This window comes from Marinobacterium sp. YM272 (assembly GCF_050908845.1).
Taxonomy (GTDB): domain Bacteria; phylum Pseudomonadota; class Gammaproteobacteria; order Pseudomonadales; family Balneatricaceae; genus Marinobacterium_D.
Map to the genome: position 1 here is coordinate 1,504,115 of NZ_CP194171.1, position 19,871 is coordinate 1,523,985.

Sequence of the window (19,871 nt, forward strand, 5' to 3'; positions counted from 1 at the left end):
TAGAGGAGATTATGAATGAACGCGAAAACCGATCTGAATAACTTAGAAGTTGGCTACGACGTTCCGGCCGTTCCGGGCATGGACGAAGCCGATATCCAGACCCCTTGCCTGATCCTCGATCTGGACGCCCTGGAGCGCAACATCAAGAAGATGGGCGACTACGCCAAAGCCCACGGCATGCGCCACCGCGTGCACGGCAAGATGCACAAGTCCGTGGATGTGGCCAAGCTGCAGGAAGAGCTGGGCGGCGCCATCGGCGTCTGCTGCCAGAAGGTCTCCGAAGCCGAGGTGTTCGCCCGCGGCGGCATCAAGGATGTACTGGTATCCAACCAGGTGCGCGATCCGCAGAAACTGGACCGCCTGGCACAGCTGCCGAAACTGGGTGCGCGCACCATCGTCTGTGTCGATGACATCGACAACGTGGCCGAGCTGTCCGCCGCTGCCCAGAAGCACGGCACCGAGATTGAGTGCTTCGTGGAGATCGACTGTGGCGCGGGCCGCTGCGGTGTCACCACTACCGAGGCAGTAGTCCAGATCGCCCAGGCTATCGATGCGGCTGCCAACCTGAAGTTCACCGGTATCCAGGCCTACCAGGGCGCCATGCAGCACCTCGACAGCTATGAGGCGCGCAAGGAGAAGTTGGATATCGCCATCGCCCAGGTTCAGGACGCTGTGGATGGCCTGAAGGCAGTGGGTCTGGAGCCGGAGCTGGTCTCCGGCGGTGGCACCGGCTCTTACTACTTTGAGAGCAACTCCGGCGTTTACAACGAGCTGCAGTGCGGATCCTACGCCTTCATGGATGCCGACTACGGCCGCATTCTCGATAAGGACGGCAAGCGTATCGACAAGGGGGAGTGGGACAACGCCCTGTTTATCCTCACCAGCGTGATGAGCCACGCCAAGACCGACAAGGCGATCTGCGATGCCGGCCTCAAGGCCCAGTCCGTGGACAGCGGCCTGCCGTTTATCTTCGGTCGCGATGACGTGGAGTACATCAAATGCTCCGACGAGCACGGCGTGATCTCTGATCCGAACGGCGCGTTGAAGGTCAACGACAAGCTGCGCCTGGTGCCGGGTCACTGCGATCCGACCTGCAACGTGCACGATTACTACGTTGGCGTTCGCAACGGCAAGGTCGAAACCCTGTGGCCGGTATCTGCCCGCGGCAAGGCGTACTGATACCGGTATCCGCCGCTCTGCGGGGCAGGGCGGCGTTGCACAAAGAGTAGAGGAGATTTTATATGACAACTCCCGAAAGTGGAGCAGGCAACCCGGTTTCGATCGTATCGGAAGCGGTGTGCGAACAGATCGTCGGCCGTCCCGAAGCGTTCAAGGCGGTTGAAAACGTCTTCGCCGCGATGGCCCGTGGCGATGCCTATAACTTCCCGGTGGTGCGCGAGGCGATCGGCCACGCAGATGCCCTGTACGGCTTCAAGTCAGGCTTCGACCGCGCCGGCATGGCGCTTGGCGTCAAGTCCGGCGGTTACTGGCCGGGCAACGTGGACAAGAACCTGACCAACCACCAGTCCACGGTGATCCTGTTCGATCCTGATACCGGCCAGCTGAAGGCGTTGGTGGGTGGTAACTACCTGACCGCGGTACGTACCGCAGCAGCCTCGGCCGTATCGATCGCGCACCTGGCGCGTAAGGATGCCAAGGTGCTGGGCATGGTTGGGGCTGGGCACCAGTCCACCTTCCAGCTGCGCGCCGCACTGGAGCAGCGTGACTTTGAGAAGGTGGTGGCCTGGAACCCGCACCCGGAACACCTGCCGCGCCTGGCCGCGGTCTGCGATGAACTGCGTGTGCCGTTCGAGGCCGTGACCCAGCAGGAACTGGGGGCGCAGGCGGATGTGATTATCACCATCACCTCGGCGTTTGAACCGCTGCTGCTGAAAGAATGGATCAAGCCGGGCACCCACATCGCCTGCATGGGCACCGATACCAAGGGCAAGCAGGAGGTCGATCCGGCCCTGCTGGCCGCAGCCAGCGTGTTTACCGATGAAGTGGCCCAGTCAGTGCTGCTGGGCGAAGCGCAGCATGCGGTGGCCTCCGGCCTGATCGCCGAAGCCGATATCACCCCGATCGGCAAGGTGATTAACGGCACTCATGTGGGCCGCCGGGACGATCAGGAGATCACCCTGTTCGACGGCACCGGTGTCGGACTGCAGGATCTTGCAGTGGCCTCGGCGGCAGCCGAACTGGCCGACCAGAAAGCTCTGTCGATGCAGATTCGTCTTTAAGACGAATGCATCGGCACCGCGCCGCGGCGGAGATGCCCTTGACTCCAGCCGCCCCTGAAGTCCGTTACCACCCTGATCGGTAACGGCAAACAACACCCTTGCCCGACGGGTGAGGGTGTTACCCCAAACGCCTCTCTATCAACTTTTCATCAACAGATACAGGTACTGACCCATGAGTTCTGCCGCACGAATGAGACTCCGCGAACTGCTGGAAACTCAGCAGTGTGTCCGCTGCGCTTCGGTTTTCGATCCCCTGTCTTCCCGCATGGCCGAGGATATCGGCTTCTCGGTGGGGATACTCGGCGGCTCCGTGACCTCGCTGATGGCTCTGGGTGTACCGGATATCTACCTGCTGACACTGAGCGAACTGGCCGAGCAGGCCCGCCGGGTGTGCCAGGCATCTGACCTGCCGGTGATCGTCGATGGCGACAACGGCTACGGCAACTCGCTCAATGTGATGCGCACCGTCGCCGAGCTCGAACATGCCGGCGCCTCGGTCATTACCATCGAAGACACCATCATCCCACGGCCGTACAAACAGCCGGAGCTTAACCTCAGCAGCATCGAAGAGGGGTGCAGCAAACTGGACGCGGCCCTGAGAGCACGCCGCGACCCCAACCTCGCCATCGTTGCCCGCACCCACGCACAGCAGCCGCTGGAAAAAATACTGGAGAGGGTGGGCGCATACAGCCAGACCGGCGTCGACGGCATATGTATTTTTGGTAAGACCTCCAAAGACCTGCTGGAGCAGCTACGCACCGCCACTGACCTGCCGCTGATGCTGATCGACTACAACGCACCGGAGATGAGCCTCGCAGAGATGACCCAGCTCGGCGTGCGTATCCACTTCAACGGCCACAGGGCCTACGAAGACGCAGTGAAAGCGGCGTACACCTCACTGCTGGAACTGCATACCGGTGGCGATACCGGCTCTGACATTGGTAGCGAGCAAAACGCCAAACAGCTGATCGGCCGCTTTGCCGGACAGCAAAAATTCAAAGCCCTGAGTGAGGATTATCTAGGCCTGGTCTGAACTAGAAACGGCGCACCCCAAGTCAATAGAAGTGCATTTGATCCTGTCTGATCAGGGCGCTGTTCTAATCGTTTTCCGCAGGCTAGCTGAGTGTTCCATCCCCTTCGACGCAGCCGAGCATCACAGCCTGAAAGAGAAACAAGGGACGTGCTGTCTGAGGCGAAGCCGAGTTTCGCGTCCCGCTCTTTCAGGCGAGAAGCACAGGGCAGTCGGCGCAGCCGACCAAGTCGTAGGGGCGGCTTAGGATTATCAAGGATCTTGGCCGTCCAAGATCCTTGATTCGTCAGCAGGCGAAACCTGCACCAGAAAGAAACGAGTAATAAGAGACATTGCCCGGCCCCAATATGCCCATACGCACTCCGGCTGAAAAGCCGTACACCAACATTTTTAGATCAAAAAAATAAAATCTACAGGAGATAAAAATGGAAAAGCTCAATCTGGAAAGCTCGATAAAAATAACCCAGGCTGCCTTCGAAAAAAGCAAAGAACTCAACACCGCCCCCCTAACCGTAGCAATCCTCGATAGCGGTGGCGCAGTGATCTCACTGCAACGCCAGGACGGTGCCAGCCTGATGCGCCCGGATATCGCCATCGGCAAAGCCTGGGGCGCCGTTGCCTTGGGCAAACCATCCCGCCTGCTGGGGCAGGATGCCCAGGAGCGGCCTGCATTTATCTCCGCGATCAATACGCTGGCGCGGGGGAATATTGTCCCGGTGGCTGGTGGTGTTCTGGTACGTAACAGCGACAACGAGATTGTTGGCGCGGTAGGTATTACTGGTGACCTGTCGGATGTGGATGAGCAGTGTGCTGTTTCAGGTATTCAGGCGGCGGGGTTGGTTGCTGATGCAGCTGGGTGATAGAAGCTGCGAATATAACTTTTAGGTGAAAACAAGCCTCCAGCAATGGGGGCGCGCTACCTATCAGTCTTCATCCTGTTGATTTGAATCACTTTCTGTTCTGTAGAAGCTGGGCGATTGTCCAGTCCAGCGCTTAAACGCCTTGCGGAAGTTGCCATACTCGGTGAAACCGGTTCGCTCGGCGATTTCCGCCATCGATAAGCGAGAGTCACGAATGTATCCGATGGCCAGATCCCGGCGTACTTCATCCATTATCGATTGGTAGCTGGTATCTTCTTCGGTAAGGCGGCGACGCAGTGTGCGAGGGCTCATCTCAAGTTCTTCGGCAATACTTTCCATGTTGGGAAAACGCTCTGGTGTGCGTAAGAGGATAAGCTTGATGCTCTGACGCAGTTCGTTATCGCTGGTCTGGGCCTTTAAGGCCTGTTCGCACAGCTCCTGGCTCAGTCGTGCACTGACCGGGTTGGCATTGACCAGGGGGATATCCAGGTAGGCACTGTCGAAAATCAGGCGGTTGGCGTGCGCGTTGTACGTGATAGGGCACTGAAAGAAGTCGTCGTAAAGAGCGCTATAATCCGGACGGTCGTAGACGACCTGAATCTCTTTCAGTGTGAAGGGCATGCCAATCAGTTCAGGGAAAACGGTGTAAACGGTTGCAAATAGCTCTTCTACAACGATAGGCAGGAGGCGACCAATCGGTTCAGGTACTATCGCTTGTATGGTGCAATTACCGCCTTCGACATAGGATTTCAAGTCGTATAAGGCAGGTCCCGAAAGGTAATAGCGGTTGCCGATCTCCATAACGCTTCTCAGGTCCGCGGCACACATCACCGCGAAGCCTAAAAGCCCCCAACTGGCAACGTGTTCTCGACGGCCAATAGCCAGTCCCAGTCCGGGCTTCGGATAGAGCTTCAAAGCGTTTTCAAGGATCTGCAGCAGCTGGGTATAGCGAATGAACGTACTCTGTTTGCGTAACGCAGAGAGAGTCAGCGTGGAACCTTCGAGCAATAATGATTCGTTGACGCCCTCCTCTCTGAGAAGGTCAGCGATGATGGATACGACCTGAGTAGGTAAGTTGGCGTTTACGACACTTCGATTTTGCTGCTTCATCTGATTGTTGTTTCTGTGAGATGCAACTGCCAGTGTAATGCCTGGCGTTGCACCTCACAATAATCGACAGCGCCGGTCAGCGCTGGTCACACGCCAAGCTTATGCGGTTCCACAGCTGCTGAAGTGTACCTATCATGATTGCATCGACCTGCACCGGGTAAGACCCATATCCGCAAATCATCAATTCCCTGTCATGATCGAACCAGGCAAACTGGCCATGAATACCCTGCATGGCATACTGCTTCTGCTGCGGATTCACAACCCAGAACTGGTTGCGATACTGGGCTCCCGGCATCACCTCACCGTAGTCGCTGCGGGCGAATGCCGCCTGAGACGATGCTCGTACGGCGAGGGTATCCTCGATGAAGCTTTTCGGAATGACCCGTTCACCTTCAAGGTTGCAGCCGTCGTTGATCATCAATGCAGACCAGCGAGCGAAGTCATCCATCCTTAAGCTCAGCTGTCCTTCAGCGATCGGAACACCCAAGTGATCGGTATTGAACCAGCCACGCGACACGGCACCTATACGCTGGTAGATGCGTGACTCCAGCAAGGACAGGGCGGATTCGCCGTAGGCCTCACCAACGGCGATCATCAGCGCATTGGTGAGCGGTGAAGTGTAGTTGAAGCGTTGGCCCGGCGTCCCCACGGGGCGCATGCGTTTGTTGGTTAGCCAGGCGCGGGCTCCCTGCGGTTGGCGCCCTTCAAGTTCAGGGTAGTAGCCTACGGCACGTGCATAGTGGAAGTAACCGCAGTCTGGCTCGTCATAATGCTCGGTGTACGGACTGTCGACCGACATGTCCAGCACGTGCTGTAGCTGCACGGTTTCCCACTCGGGGTAATCAGCCAGTTCCGGAATATATTGCGTGATAGGGGCCTGAGCCGACATTTTACCTTCGTCGATGGCAATACCTACCAGCATTGCTACCAGTGACTTGGTGGTCGAATGCTGCACATGGTGGTCTTCTGCAGTCATGCCGTTACGGTACGATTCGTGAATCACCTTGCCACGGTGAAGCACCAAAAGTGCGTCATTGTACAGGCGGCGATTGAGCAACTGGTCTATTCCGATAGGCCGGTTGTTAAGTGGATCCCTGAACTCAACCTTATCCAGTAAAAGTGGCCTAGTATCCCGTTCCAGAGGAATACTGCGCTTGCCCGGTTCCAGATAAGCGACCGGCATCATCCTGTCCATGTGCAGCTGACTGTATGCAAGGTGGGAAGGGTGGTCCCAATTTGCATTGCTAATACCGAGGGACTCGTCAATAACACCGCTTTCCTGAATCCCTGTTAAAAAACTAACCATTGTTAAACCGTATAATTTAAATTGGGTAAGGTTTGATAATTAATATATTGTCCGATTAAGTATCACTTTTTTGTTAAAGGAAGAATTATAAAAAGATAAGCGGCGAGTGCGAATCCGGAAACTATGTTGATGTTTATATAACTTTCGCCGGCCAAAAATATACCGGCAATAAAAGGACCCAGTGCAAGACCAGCTCCCTGAAATGCGGGAATAAGCGCAGTATAGCGTCCTGTACGATCCATACTTGCAACGACCCCAACCTGGAATGCAATGCCGAAGTTCCAGCAAAACGCAAAGATTGAAAATAATAACGTGAAGTAAATGGAACTCATCTCCCCATAGAACAGGGTCAAGGCTGCCAGCTGAACCAGAATTGCAATCAGAATGGGCCAGGTCCGGCCAAATTTCACATCCATCCATGCGGAAAGAAGCGCACCAAAAAGGGAAGCGAAAGCGGTCAATGCCAAGGCGTTGGCGACAGCCTGGGAGTCAAGGCCACCGCTAACACCGATGCGGTCGCCAAATGCCCAGATGGCGCCCTGACCCAGGAAAAAGAGCGTCATTGAGGTGAGCGCGAGAATAACCGCGAGTTTGGAGCCTTTCTTGCTCTCATCGGTGGAAGTTACATCGTTGGCCTTTTGATGGCGGCTTGGGATAAACGCCACCAGGGGGATGGACGCGAGCGCCAGCAAGGCAAAAAGATAATAGAAACTATCGGAGCCCGCAGACTCGATGAGTGTGGGGGCGAAGACAAAACCCAAGCTTTGTGCCAATACCTGTATGGTGACAAATAAGCCGGTGTAGCGGTCGGGAGAGTCGCTGTTGGCGATAATCGTAAAGGCCAGCACAATACCGGTACCAGCTGCCAGTCCGGCGATTAATCGCAACGCCATCAATGTCATGTAGTCGGTGGTACCCAGACAAAGCAGGTTGGCGCCGATCAGGCCCAGCATGGAAAGGATGGCAGCAACCCGCCAGTTAGCTGTCTTGATCCACAGCATCGCTAGGACTGATGCCACCGTGATGCCGGCAAGATCCATGGAGGCCAGGTTACCTAGCTGGGCATCATTGAATCCCAGAGAAGCCAGGATGCCAACGTAGGCTGGCATAAGCAGAAAAACGAGCATTGCAACTGTGCCAAAAACGATCGCACTCCAAAGGCTCGCTTTGTTCAGATGAAGGCTCTCTGCCGGGTGCGGATAGCCGCCGGCACTAATATCCAGGGTGTTCTGCATGAACAGTCTCCTTAGATTTAGGGAGATTATGACTAATTCAAGGGATGAAGCTGATGAACATTATTGTCACATAAGTAGAACGAAGCAGTACGTTTGATTGGGACGGGCAGGGGGTTCATTTCGGTCATGCAGGTCTGACGTTTTCATGCCGCATTTCTTTTTTCAACTATGTCAGACTTTATATCGCAGCGTCCTTATATCCAAATAGTAAATAACATGTTTTAAATGTAAATAGATGTTACCTATTGTGAAAAGATTATAGATCTATGTGAATTGAGGATACATTAGGTTTTTAATCTTTGTCCGAAATCGACCCATAGCTTGGCCGTAAGGAACCTATAGGAACTAATTCCCGCTTGTATATAGTGGTTTTGACTTTGCCTGGTAATAGCCTGAATAAATAAATCCTTTATATGCATCGCATCAGCGCGATAAACAAATACAGGGCAATACATGATGAAACCTAGATTACCTTTCTACCGGAATAAAATAAGCCAGGCTGTGCTGGCGGCTGTGGTCGGGATTGCGAACCAGAGCGTGGCGCAAGCTGTCGAACTCGACTTCGGTAAAGACTCAGAGTTGTCCGGTAGCCTTAACTTCACCCTCGGTTACGCCACGTCCTATCGTGCGACCGATGCCAATAAAGCGGCGCTGGATCCAGCAAATAACTTTGCCAATGGCGGCTCTACGGTCAACTACCTGTCTGAGGCACGCTTCCCAGACGCGGGTGACCGTATCTCCAATGTCTTCAAAGTGGTTACCGAAGCGGAAATGAGCTGGCGTAACTACGGTATTGTTGGCTCGGTCAGCCAGCAATACGATACCGAAATCATGGATGAAGATTCGGTAGACTTTGCGGGCAACTCCGCTGGCTGGAGTGACGGTGCAAAAGATTATGCCGGTAATAAGCTCGAGCTGCTGGACGCGTATGTGTATGGCACTTTTGATGTCGGCAGCAGTCCTCTGGAGCTCCGTGCCGGTAAGCAGGTAATCAACTGGGGCGAGGGCCTGTTCTTTGGCGACGGTGTCGCTACCCAGGTACCGCTCAATATCAATAACCTGGTAACCCCCGGCTCTGAGCTGAAAGAAGGCTATATTGGCGTTGAGTCACTCTACGGTCAGCTAGGGATTGGTGACTACTCCTCGCTGGAAGCGTATGTGCAGACCAACTGGCGCCGCACAGAGTTACCTCCTCGCGGCACCTTCTACGGTGACGATTTTGCGTTTCGCGGTGGTGATGAAGTCGATCCGCTTCTGGGGGTAGCGTTACGTGATCCGGACCAGGAGGCTGACAGTGCTGGTCAGTGGGGTGTAGCTTTCCGTACTGCGCTGGACAATGCCGAAATCGGTTTCTATTACTCGCGTTATCATGAGACCTTCCCGTTCTTTACCGCCAACACCCCGGGTACCTCGGCGACCATGCTGGCGCAGTATTGGCCTGAAGAAATCGACATGTTCGGCGCCAGTTTTGCCACCACGCTGGGCAGCTGGTCATTTAACGGTGAAGTTGCCTACCGTCCCAACCGTCCCCTGTTCATGTCCTTTGGCTCGCCTGATGTCTTTACTAATGCTGAGCTAACCAACTCCGAAGAGCACGACACTGTGACTGCATCTGTCCATGGTATCTGGCTGGGCGGCCCGTCTGTGCTAGGCATGGATTCCCAAGTGGTACTGGTACAGGTGGGGGCGGACTATGTCAGCGGTAACCTCACGAATCTAGCCGCGCATAACTCAATTACCGACGCCGCCAGTGTCGATGATCTGGCCTACGGTGCGGCCGTCGAGTGGACTGGCACCTGGCAGGGTATCTATCCAGGCACCGACCTGTCACTGGATATCTATCTGCAACACGATATCGAGGGTAACTCCCACTTCTGGGGCAACTTCGCTGAAGGCCGTACCCTCGGGGCGGTGTCGGCGACCGCCGCTATCGGCACAGATATCGAGGCCAGCATCGGTTACTCCTGGACGGATCAGGATAACTCTCAGTACGACACTCAGGATGTCGTCAACCTGTCCGTCAACTACAAATTCTAATTCGCTGCGCGCGAACGATAGGTGCAACATGATCAAAAACTGCAAAAAAAGCTGTATGGCAGTAAGCCTGCTATCCCTCGCCCTGAGCGCGGCCAGTGCTCACGCAGTCATTACCGCTGACCAGGTCGCTCGCCTGGGCGCAGACCTGACGCCGGTGGGCGCAGAGCGCGCGGGTAATGCTGAGGGTACCATCCCGGAATGGACCGGAGGCCTGACCCAGGTGCCTGCCGGCTGGGAGCGTGGCCAGGATCGACCTGACTTTTTCGCCGATGAAAAGCCGCTGGTGGTGATCACAGCGGCCAACATGGCGGATCATGCCGACAAGCTCACCGAAGGCATGAAGGCGATGCTCAAACAGTATCCGGAGTTCAGTATTCCGGTTTATCCGACACACCGGACGGCGGCATGGCCCGAATATGTGTATGAAAATATTCGCAACTACGCCACTGAAGCGGTCTTCGCTGAAGATGGCGATGCGATTAAAAACGTATGGGGGGCGATTCCGTTCCCGGTTCCCCAGGATGGCAAGGAAGTGATCCGTAACCATCAGACACGCTTTGTCGGTACCTATCGAGAGGTGCCCAGCGCGGTGGAAAATACCCTGTACAACAACGGTCAGCGTCTGGAGTGGACTTACTCCAACAACGTCCACTTTACCTACTATGATCAGAATGCTTCGGCCGAGGATAAAGAGCAGGGAGTGATGTGGAAATATGTCAGCACCATGCTGACACCGTCCCGCGACTCCGGCGAGGGCATCCTGCTGCTGGAGGGGCTGAACCCGACCCTCAATCCACGTCAGGCCTGGACCTATGACCCTGGTGAACGGCGTGTGCGCCGTGCGCCTAACTTTGCTTTCGATACCCCGGATCGCCCGGTCAATACGATTGACGACTACGACATGATCAGCGGCTCGCTGGAGCGCTACGACTTCAAGCTGCTCGGCAAACGTGAGATCTACGTACCGTATAACAACAATGGCCTCAACAAGACCACACATTCAATCGAGGAAACCTATACGCTTCCGGTACTCAACCCGGATCTGACCCGGTACGAACTGCACCGTGTGTGGGTGGTCGAGGCAAACGTGAAGCCGGAAGAGCGCCATATCTATTCCAAGCGTGTTTTCTACGTGGACGAAGATACCTGGACCATCCTGGCGACCGACAAGTACGACAACAACGGCAGTCTGTGGCGCGTTGCTTACTATTACCCGATTACAGCACCGGAGGTGCCTGTCACGGCCGGCGGTATGTGGGTTCATTATGATCTCAAGGTCGGTGCGTATTACTCGCTAATGGGCGTGCAAGGGCAGGAGAGCTCTCAGATCTTCGACGGTCAGCCGCCTGAATCCTCCTTCTACACCCCGGCCGCCATGCGTCGCCGCGGTCGATAAGTTCCGCTGAAGCACCCAGCATGGGTGTCGGCTCCCCCTTCGCCGGCACCCGTGCCCGATTATCGCCGCAGCCTTTACTTCCAGGTTTTGACGTCCAGGCACTGACTTCCAGGTGCTGGGTGTCGTTTGATTTGAATGGCAAGACACCATGAATCCCAACAGACTGACCAAGTTTCTACTCGCCTTTGCGTTGCTGAGTGCCCAGTCGGTTGCTCAGGCGGAATATCTCGACGCCATCGAGCTTCCGGCGTTACAGACAGAGGCCGCAACGCAATCACTGCTCCTCGATATCACCAGGGTCGGTGATCGCATCATAACGGTGGGTGAGCGCGGACATGTCCTGCTGTCCGACGATCACGGCGCAACCTGGATTCAGGGGCAGTCTCCCTCACGGATGCAGCTGAACGCACTCACCTTCGTTGACGACAGCGTGGGCTGGGCTGTCGGGGAAGGCGGGCTGATCATCCGCACCGATGACGGCGGCAAAAACTGGCAGCGCCAGTATGATGATGGCCTGGAGGGCCCTTTCCTCGACGTACTGTTTCGCAACAACCAGGAAGGTTTTGCGGTAGGTGTCTTCAACAGGATGCTCCATACCGATGATGGCGGCGAAAGCTGGGACGACTGGGGAGAGCATGTCGATAACCTCGACGAATGGCACCTGATGGCCATGGCTGCCACCGGTCCCTCGCGTGATCGAATCTATATCGCCTCAGAAAAGGGGCTCGTATTCCGTTCGACCGACCAGGGCGAGAGCTTTGAGGCGATCGAAACAGGTCATCAGGGCACTTTTCATGCGATCGCGGCGCGTCGCGGTGCCGATGGTGAGGATCGAATCGTGATGGTGGGCGTCGGCGGTGTCATCTACACCTCAACTGATGGCGGTGAAACCTGGGCCAGGATCGATTCAGGCACCGATCTGGGGTTGGCATCGGTAACCTGGCTTGATGATGGCGGTTTGCTGGCTGCCGGTGCCGGTGGTGTTCTGGTACGACTGCTGCCCAACCTGCAACAGGCAGACACCCGTTATACCCAAAACGGTGAGTCTCTCAGCGCGCTGGTTCAGCTCGATTCCAATGAGGCGTTGCTGGTCGGTTTCGGTGGTTTGCACTCCTTTAACTTCCAGTAATCACGCATCCCGTCCCAGCATCACAGCTGCTGTGCAGTCGGAAGTAAATCCAAGGTAGAACATCATGACAAAAAGCTATCATGAGGTGTCATTTTCCCGCTTGGAAAATGCCCTGTTTAAGATGCGTGCCCCCATTCTTGTACTCAGTTTGCTGGTCACGATCTTTCTGGCTTACCGCGCCACCTTCCTGGTCCCGGATACCCGTCTGGAACGGCTGATTCCAAGCAGCCATGAATTCGTTGAAAATGCCAGGGGAACGCTGGGCGAAGTGTCGGCGGCAGGCAGTAGTGTCATCCGTGTTGCCGTCAGCCGCTCAGAAGGCACTATCTATGATTACGATTACCTCCTGGATCTGCAAAAAATCAGCGACGAGCTGTCATTACTGCCGGGTGTGGATACCGGCAGCCTTAACTCGCTCTGGTCTCCCGGCATGCTCTGGCTTGCTATCACCCCCGAGGGGTTCGAAAGTGGGCCGATTATCAGCAGCGATGATTTCGATATTAGCGCCAAGGGAGTAGAGGCCATTCGCAATAATGTACTGCGTGCCGGCCTGGTGGGCAGCTATGTGTCCAACGATGGCCGTTCATCGATGATCGACTTTCAGGTACTGCCGATTAATGCCGCGACCGGCGAAGCAACGGATTACAACCTGTTGTCGCAGCGCATTGAAGATATTCGTGCCCGCTATGAAAACGACAACCTGAAGATCCAGGTGATCGGTGATATCAAGAAGGTGGCTGATCTGGTCGATGGTTTCAGCCAGATCGTACTGTTTTTCCTGATCGCTTTTCTGATTACTGCAGGGCTTCTGTACCAGTATGCACGATGCCTGCGTGCCACTCTGGTACCGCTGGCCTGTTCCGTCGTTGCCGTGATCTGGCAGCTGGGTGCATTGAACCTGATCGGCGCCAATCTGGGTGTGTTTTCGGTTCTTGTACCCTTCCTGGTGTTTGCAATTGCGGTCAGCCATGGCGTACAGATGATTAACAGCATTGCTCATGAAGCCGCTGCCGGGGCCAGCAAACTGGATGCGGCGCGATTGAGCTTTCACCGGCTCTACCGTCCGGGCCTGCTTGCCCTGATCAGTGACGGCATCGGTTTTGCGATGCTGTTTGTCATCGATATAGGCGCAATCAAGGATCTGGCAATGGTCGCCAGCATCGGTGTGGCGCTGGTGATTTTCACCAACCTGATTCTGCTGCCGCTGCTGATGTCCTATATCGGTGTTGGTGCTGTGGGTATCAAGCGCTCGGAGGCCAAGCAGCAGGATGAAAATCGCTTCTGGGATCTGGTTGCACACTTCTCTGAGCCGGGGCCGGCGAAGCTGGCGATAGCGGCAGCGCTGGTGCTGGCAGTGGGCGGCTTCTATCTGGGCAAGGATCTGCGCATCGGCGATCTGGACAAGGGGGCACCCGAGCTAAGACCCGACTCCCGTTACAACCTGGACAACAGCTACATTACCGGTCAATACAGCACCAGTACCGATTTGATGACGGTGTTCGTTCAGGTACCCAAGGGGGAGTGCGGTAGCTACAAAACCATCGATATTGTTGATCGTCTGGGCTGGAAACTGCGCAATACAGCGGGTGTCCAATCGGTCGACTCGGCCGCAGAAACCGCCAAGTTCAGTCGCTTCGTGGCTAACGAAGGCAACCCTAAGTTTCATTCCATACCGCGTGACGAGCGAGTCCTGATGCGTTCCATCGAACGTGTGGGCGGAAGCAGCCTGACTCTGGACTATGATGCGGCAAGCTGTGACCACCAGGATATACAGCTTGAGTTGGCCGATCATCGTCAGGAAACCCTGCTGACCGTGGTTAACGCTGTGCAGGACTTCGCCCGCGACAATAACGATGCTGCAATCAACATTATGCTGGGCTCAGGCAACGCCACCTTTGAAGCCGCCACGAATGAGGTGATTGCCAAAGCCCAATACGAGACCCTTGTTTACATCTATGTGGTTGTCGGGCTGATGTGCTTGCTGATGTTCCGCTCGCTGAAGGCGGTGGTCTGCATCCTGTTGCCGTTGGCGCTGACATCCATACTCTGTCAGGCATTGATGGCCCTGCTGGGTATGGGGGTGAAGGTGGCTACATTGCCGGTAATTGCGCTGGGAGTCGGGATCGGTGTCGATTATGGCATCTACATCTATGAGCGACTGCGTATCCACCTGAACCAAGGGGAACCGCTGCGCCTGGCCTATCGCAACACCCTGAGATCGACCGGCAGGGCAGTGTCCTTTACCGGTATCACCCTGGCCGTTGGTGTGGCGACCTGGATCTTCTCCCCGATTCGCTTCCAGGCCGACATGGGCGTACTGCTGATCTTCATGTTCCTGTGGAATATGGTGGGCGCACTGGTTCTGCTGCCGGCTCTGGTTCGGTTGTTTTACCGGCGTAATTTCGAATCTGCGGATCCGGCACAGGCCTCTAGCAGCAAGTCCTGGCCAGCGTCAGAGCTGGAAGGTTCAACCTGAGGCTGTGACTGCCCCCCGTTCTTGTCGGGACTGGGGGCAAAACAGCCTTAACCGGAGCGGGAGGCCTGTCCCTATCAAGAGGCAGGCCTCCCGCTCCGGGTTTATACTGTTGCTCCGATGCTCCGATGCTCCGATGCTCCGATCCTGGGTATCCATCCCCCCACGAATAGACTCCCGCATACCTGGAACAGATAGCAGGTAAAGTGTCGGCTGAATAGCCGACCGGTCTTCTTCCGATACCAGTACACAGCTTTGTCCCGCTTACCCATGAGGGAGGTGGGATTCGGCGGTCTCATCAATCAACCGGTAAAGCTTGCTGCACGCCCCTGTTGCAGTAATTACAGTCATGACGCACCTTTATTGTGTTCAAGTGTTGTTCAGAAATGTACGTTTTAAGTACGTAGGGACGAACGATTGGCTTGTCTTGTCAGGAAACAGGGCTCTGGCCCCAGCTCCGTATTTATTGGTTCCCGGTAACCTTTTATGAAGTTGCAGCCTGGCACATCTAAAAAGCCCAAATAATTGGAAGGCAGACGGAAATGCTCAATCGATTAGGTACTTGTTTGAATGCGGAAGCGATCCAGAAACCGGGCTTAAAAGCTTTAGTGCCGATGTTACTGACAGCCTTATTGCTGATCGGCTTGAGTCCGGTTAGTGCGGCTACGCTCACTGAAGTGAGTGATTTTGGGTCCAACCCCGGCGATCTGCGGATGTATGAATACATCCCGGATGACCTGCCGGAAGGCCGCCCGCTGGTGGTGGCATTGCACGGATGCAGTCAGAGTGCCTCCGCTTATGACGATGAGACCGGCTGGGTCAGCCTTGCCGATCGCTGGCAGTTTTCCCTGCTGCTGCCAGAACAGCAGAAGATCAATAACAGCTCTTTCTGCTTCAACTGGTTCAACGGCAGCCATTATATGGACTGGATCTTCTGGTGGACCGATTGGGGTAATGATATTGATCGAGGCGAAGGGGAAGCGCTCTCCATCAAGCAGATGATCGATCACCTGGCGGATAAACAGCAGGTGGATACCCGCCGTGTTTATGTGACGGGTCTCTCAGCGGGCGGCGCTATGACAGCGGTAATGCTTTCCACTTATCCGGAGCTTTTTGCGGGCGGCGGGATTATCGCCGGTGTTCCCTATAAATGTGCACGTTATTCCATCACGGCGCTGACTGATTGCGGAGTCGATGCGGACAGCGCAGGGTCCGTACCTATCAAGGACCTACCACCAGAAGAGTGGGGGGATCTGGTTCGTGATGCCAGCGACCACACCGGCCCCTGGCCCCGGCTATCGATCTGGCAGGGCGATGCGGACAAGCGAGTGATCCCGGACAATGCCAGAGAGTTGCTGGAGCAGTGGGCCAATGTCCAGGGTATAGATACCACCCCCGACATTGAAGATAGCGTGAAGGGTTATCCACATAAGTTTTATCAGGATGATGCGGGCAACGCATTGATCGAGACCTACCTGATCACCGGTACGGGGCATGGTACGCCAGTCGATCCGGGGGCAGGCGAAGACCAGTGCGGTGTGCCGGGCGGACATATTCTCGATACCGATATCTGTGCCAGCTACTTTATTGGCAAGTTCTGGGGGCTCGATCAGTGAGTGCTTCGATAAGGGAATGGACGTCGGAGCAGATCTGCGCCGCTATCACTTGTGTAACCGGATATCGCCAAAGCCTGGGGGGCCGTTGCCCGGGTTAGGTCATCCTGCCTGCTGGCGCCGGACAATATCGTCCCGGTTGCCGGTGGGTACTGGTGCATAACAGTGAGAACGAGGTTGTTGCTGCGGAGGGTATCAGCGGTGGTCTGTCAGATCTGGATGAGCGGTGTGCAATCTTCGCTATCGAGTCGGCGGGTCTTACGGCTGATAGGGATAAAATCTAAAAGTTATAAACAGCCAGGAAGCCAGGTGAGGAGAGGGAGACAGAGAGCCGACAAACCGGCAATCAGGGCCTGCAAAAATGTGTATCTGTTAAAAAAGATCCCCTTACCCTGTTGATACTCAAAGGTAAGGGGACGCCGCGAATTATTGTAGGACCAAACAGATTCCAGTGACTGGAATAGGCCGCGGCAAACGCTGAGTTATACCCGGTGTACCAATGCGTTGGAAAAGCTGCCTGGCCAGCCGAGTCCGTTATTAACGGTCCGACTGGCCGTTGATCAAATCCGGCTTAAACGATTATCAGCTCGAAAATATTCTGCCGATATAAATTCGTAAAACCGGGGCAGCTATGCTTTTTAGAACCTGTAATTAACTGATACGCGAGTCGTGAAAAGGTCGTCGTTTCCGACGGCCTCACGATCGAAGTCCATATAGGATGACTTGACTCGTGCGCTCAGGCCTTCGACAGTCTGGAACTTGTAGCGGATGTCGATTCCGGCCTCATAGCCACCGTCAAGGTCCTTGCCACTGGCAGCGATACCCGCGTCACTCTGTTTCCAGCCGGAGTACACCAGATCTGCTTTCAAACCCGGGACGCCAAAACCGTAACTGACGCGCAGGGAGGTGGTGTCCAGTCCGGCGAAGATCTCGTCGATAAAGCCGGATTTGTAGCTGCGGAACATCGGCACATGGCCCAGGGATCCCGGGAAGTTGCCGTCATCCTGCACGGAGGTGTAGCCCAGCTGAACTTCGACACCCTTGATCTGAGTTTGCGCCTTGACGCCCCAATAGCCGGTATCGTCGCGGTTTTCATAGTCGGCGGTCATAGCCTTGGCACCCAGTACCCAGCTTGAGTTCGGTACCTTGTAGGTCAGCCCCAGGAAGCCGGTATCGTAGGGATCTGCAGTCACCGCCGCGGCGGGCGGATCACCTGCGGGGTCATCATTGTCATTCGACAGCCACTGGGCTTCGATATTGAGGCCTGTGAAGCTGTTGTTGCTCAGATAGAGCGAGTAGATGAGATCATCGTACTGCTTGTCTTCCTGGGTAATGCCGCCGTTTGAATCGTCGCCGTAACGCATATTCCAGCGGTCAACCACCATCAGTTTCAGCGTGGTATCGGGCAGGTCGCGGTTGTCGATGACAAGGGCGTCGAAGGAGTCCTGCATCGGGAATGCACCGCTGTTCATCAGCAGCGGGCTGACGATCTTCTGACGACCGATACGCACGCTGGTCGCGGTCATCTCTTTGTTGAAGGCGTATTCCAGGTAAGCCAGGCGAAGGTCTGTTGCATCGATGGTGACACGGGCATCATCTTCACCGCCGGCCACGGTCAGGCCGCTGTCCTCATCCTGAATGCCCCAGTCCCGGCCAGCCTGGAAACCTACCACGGCCTTGAAACCGTTGAAGCTGCCGGTCTCATAATTCAGGTCGAGGGCGGAACCAAGTACGTTGGCATTATTGAGTGCGCCGGCCTCTGGCTTGGCATCCGAATAGGAGCTGCCCGCATAAGTATTGCGTATCTCACCACTGACTTTCCCCCCGGTCAGTGCTTCGCGAAAAGAATCTGCCTGTACGTTTGCGGTTGTAGATGCTGCGATGGCGGCTGCCAACAAAATGTCATGACGAAGCTTCATATTATTACCTGTTATAGTTTTATTTTAAGAGGCGACTATTTTGTTTTTATTTTTCAGGTCGCTAATTGATAAAATATTTACATTGATTTTATTCACGACGTAGTAAGTGCTTTTTCTCCTGTATATCCCCAATGGAAATACCCAAACACTTTTTAGGTTTTCTTCGGGCGGCAAAAACCTGTCCACTCCGGTAGCGATCGGGGGCAGTGTTCGGGCCGAGCTGGCGACAGTGCGAAGGGGAGCACTGTCGCCGGTCTTACTAGGCCGCGACGGTTCCGTGCGGATCGATAACGAATTTCTTTGCGGCGCCACCGTCGAAATCGGCGTAGCCGTTCGGCGCCTGGTCCAGGTTGATCATCTGTACGTTGACCGCGTCAGCAATCTTGATCTTGTCGAACAGGATCGCCTGCATCAGCGGACGGTGGTACTTCATGACCGGGCACTGGCCGGTGTGGAAGGAGTGGGACTTCGCCCAGCCCAGGCCAAAGCGCATGCTCAGTGCGCCATGCTTGGCCGCATCGTCAACCGCACCCGGGTCTTCAGTCACGTACAGACCCGGAATACCGATCTGACCGCCGGCACGGGTGTGCTGCATGGCAGAGTTCAGTACGGTAGCCGGCGCTTCCTTGCCGTGGTTACAGCCACAGGCGTGTGCTTCAAAGCCGACGCAGTCAACGAATGCATCCACTTCACGCTCGCCAAGGATCGCTTCCAGCTTGTCAGCCATATCGCCATCTTCGGTCAGGTCGATGGTTTCGCAGCCAAAGCTCTCAGCCTGCTTCAGGCGTTCCATGTTCATGTCACCGACGATGACGCAGGCAGCGCCAAGCAGGTGGGCAGACGCTGCTGCTGCCAGGCCAACAGGGCCGGCGCCGGCGATGTAAACGGTGGAACCCGGACCTACGCCCGCAGTGACGCAGCCGTGAAAGCCGGTGGGTAGAATGTCAGACAGCAGGGTCAGATCCTTGATCTTCTCCAGTGCCTGATCCTTGTCCGGGAATTTCAGCAGGTTGAAGTCAGCGTAAGGCACCATGACGTATTCCGCCTGGCCACCGACCCAGCCGCCCATGTCGACGTAGCCGTATGCGGCGCCCGGACGGGCCGGGTTTACGTTCAGGCAGATGCCGGTGTTGCCTTCTTTACAGTTACGGCAGCGGCCGCACGCGATGTTGAACGGTACGGATACGATATCGCCGACGCTGAGGAATTCCACGTCGCGTCCGCATTCGATGATCTGTCCGGTGATTTCGTGACCCAGAACCAGGCCAGAGGGGGCTGTGGTACGGCCACGCACCATGTGCTGGTCAGAGCCGCAGATGTTGGTTGTGACGACTTTCAGGATGACACCGTGATCACACTTGCGCTTGCCCAGAGCCAGTTCCGGGAAGGCGATAGACTCGACGGCAACCGTGCCCGGTTCCTTGTATACGACGCCTCGGTTATCCGTTGATATTCCCATTTTTATCTCCTTTATTATGTTGTGGAGGGCTAGAACGTTGGCGCTTTCGCGCCCGGCGCTTGTT

14 protein-coding genes are annotated in these 19,871 nt (G+C 55.6%); 9 read left to right on the forward strand and 5 right to left on the reverse strand.

Annotated features, from left to right (window positions below; translation table 11 throughout):
• Positions 1-15 precede the first annotated feature (15 nt).
• From bhcC to ACQUQP_RS06995, 4 genes are all read left to right on the forward strand, one after another.
• Positions 16-1,179, forward strand: coding sequence for a 3-hydroxy-D-aspartate aldolase BhcC (gene bhcC, locus ACQUQP_RS06980; RefSeq protein WP_432698079.1), 1,164 nt, complete (start codon positions 16-18; stop codon positions 1,177-1,179).
• Positions 1,180-1,241: 62 nt separating this feature from the next.
• Entirely contained in the window at positions 1,242-2,240 is a 999-nt protein-coding gene (bhcD, locus tag ACQUQP_RS06985) for an iminosuccinate reductase BhcD (RefSeq protein WP_432698080.1), read from the forward strand.
• A gap of 190 nt (positions 2,241-2,430) precedes the next feature.
• On the forward strand, positions 2,431-3,273 hold the full coding sequence (locus ACQUQP_RS06990) for an isocitrate lyase/PEP mutase family protein (RefSeq protein ID WP_432698081.1): 843 nt from the start codon (positions 2,431-2,433) through the stop codon (positions 3,271-3,273).
• 422 nt (positions 3,274-3,695) lie between these two features.
• A complete protein-coding gene (locus tag ACQUQP_RS06995) occupies positions 3,696-4,130 on the forward strand; it encodes a GlcG/HbpS family heme-binding protein (protein ID WP_432698082.1) in 435 nt (144 codons plus the stop codon).
• A gap of 63 nt (positions 4,131-4,193) precedes the next feature.
• On the opposite strand, the gene ACQUQP_RS07000 is transcribed toward ACQUQP_RS06995, so the two are convergent.
• The 3 genes from ACQUQP_RS07000 to ACQUQP_RS07010 form a co-directional block, all read right to left on the reverse strand.
• On the reverse strand, positions 4,194-5,240 hold the full coding sequence (locus ACQUQP_RS07000; protein WP_432698083.1) for an AraC family transcriptional regulator: 1,047 nt from the start codon (positions 5,238-5,240) through the stop codon (positions 4,194-4,196).
• 76 nt (positions 5,241-5,316) lie between these two features.
• Complete coding sequence (locus ACQUQP_RS07005; protein ID WP_432698084.1) at positions 5,317-6,423, reverse strand: serine hydrolase domain-containing protein; 1,107 nt, start codon at positions 6,421-6,423, stop codon at positions 5,317-5,319.
• A 185-nt stretch (positions 6,424-6,608) separates the two neighbouring features.
• Positions 6,609-7,781 carry an MFS transporter gene (locus tag ACQUQP_RS07010; protein ID WP_432698085.1) on the reverse strand — a complete coding sequence of 391 codons (1,173 nt, stop codon included), beginning with the start codon at positions 7,779-7,781 and terminating at the stop codon, positions 6,609-6,611.
• Positions 7,782-8,237: 456 nt separating this feature from the next.
• On the opposite strand from ACQUQP_RS07010, the gene ACQUQP_RS07015 reads away from it, so the two are divergent.
• From ACQUQP_RS07015 to ACQUQP_RS07035, 5 genes are all read left to right on the forward strand, one after another.
• On the forward strand, positions 8,238-9,818 hold the full coding sequence (locus ACQUQP_RS07015; RefSeq protein ID WP_432698086.1) for a DUF1302 domain-containing protein: 1,581 nt from the start codon (positions 8,238-8,240) through the stop codon (positions 9,816-9,818).
• Positions 9,819-9,846: 28 nt separating this feature from the next.
• On the forward strand, positions 9,847-11,214 hold the full coding sequence (locus ACQUQP_RS07020; protein WP_432698087.1) for a DUF1329 domain-containing protein: 1,368 nt from the start codon (positions 9,847-9,849) through the stop codon (positions 11,212-11,214).
• A 148-nt stretch (positions 11,215-11,362) separates the two neighbouring features.
• Positions 11,363-12,343: a YCF48-related protein gene (locus tag ACQUQP_RS07025; RefSeq protein WP_432698088.1), complete on the forward strand. Its 981-nt coding sequence runs from the start codon at positions 11,363-11,365 to the stop codon at positions 12,341-12,343.
• Positions 12,344-12,407: 64 nt separating this feature from the next.
• A complete protein-coding gene (locus ACQUQP_RS07030; RefSeq protein ID WP_432698089.1) occupies positions 12,408-14,819 on the forward strand; it encodes an efflux RND transporter permease subunit in 2,412 nt (803 codons plus the stop codon).
• A gap of 611 nt (positions 14,820-15,430) precedes the next feature.
• A complete protein-coding gene (locus tag ACQUQP_RS07035) occupies positions 15,431-16,432 on the forward strand; it encodes an extracellular catalytic domain type 1 short-chain-length polyhydroxyalkanoate depolymerase (RefSeq protein WP_432698090.1) in 1,002 nt (333 codons plus the stop codon).
• Positions 16,433-17,067: 635 nt separating this feature from the next.
• Here the strand turns inward: ACQUQP_RS07035 and ACQUQP_RS07040 are convergent.
• Both ACQUQP_RS07040 and fdhA read right to left on the reverse strand, forming a co-directional pair.
• On the reverse strand, positions 17,068-18,348 hold the full coding sequence (locus tag ACQUQP_RS07040; RefSeq protein ID WP_432698091.1) for an OprD family outer membrane porin: 1,281 nt from the start codon (positions 18,346-18,348) through the stop codon (positions 17,068-17,070).
• A 259-nt stretch (positions 18,349-18,607) separates the two neighbouring features.
• Positions 18,608-19,807 (reverse strand): formaldehyde dehydrogenase, glutathione-independent, encoded by a 1,200-nt coding sequence (gene fdhA / locus ACQUQP_RS07045; RefSeq protein ID WP_432698092.1) that lies wholly within the window; start codon positions 19,805-19,807, stop codon positions 18,608-18,610.
• Between the last annotated feature and the right edge of the window lie 64 nt (positions 19,808-19,871).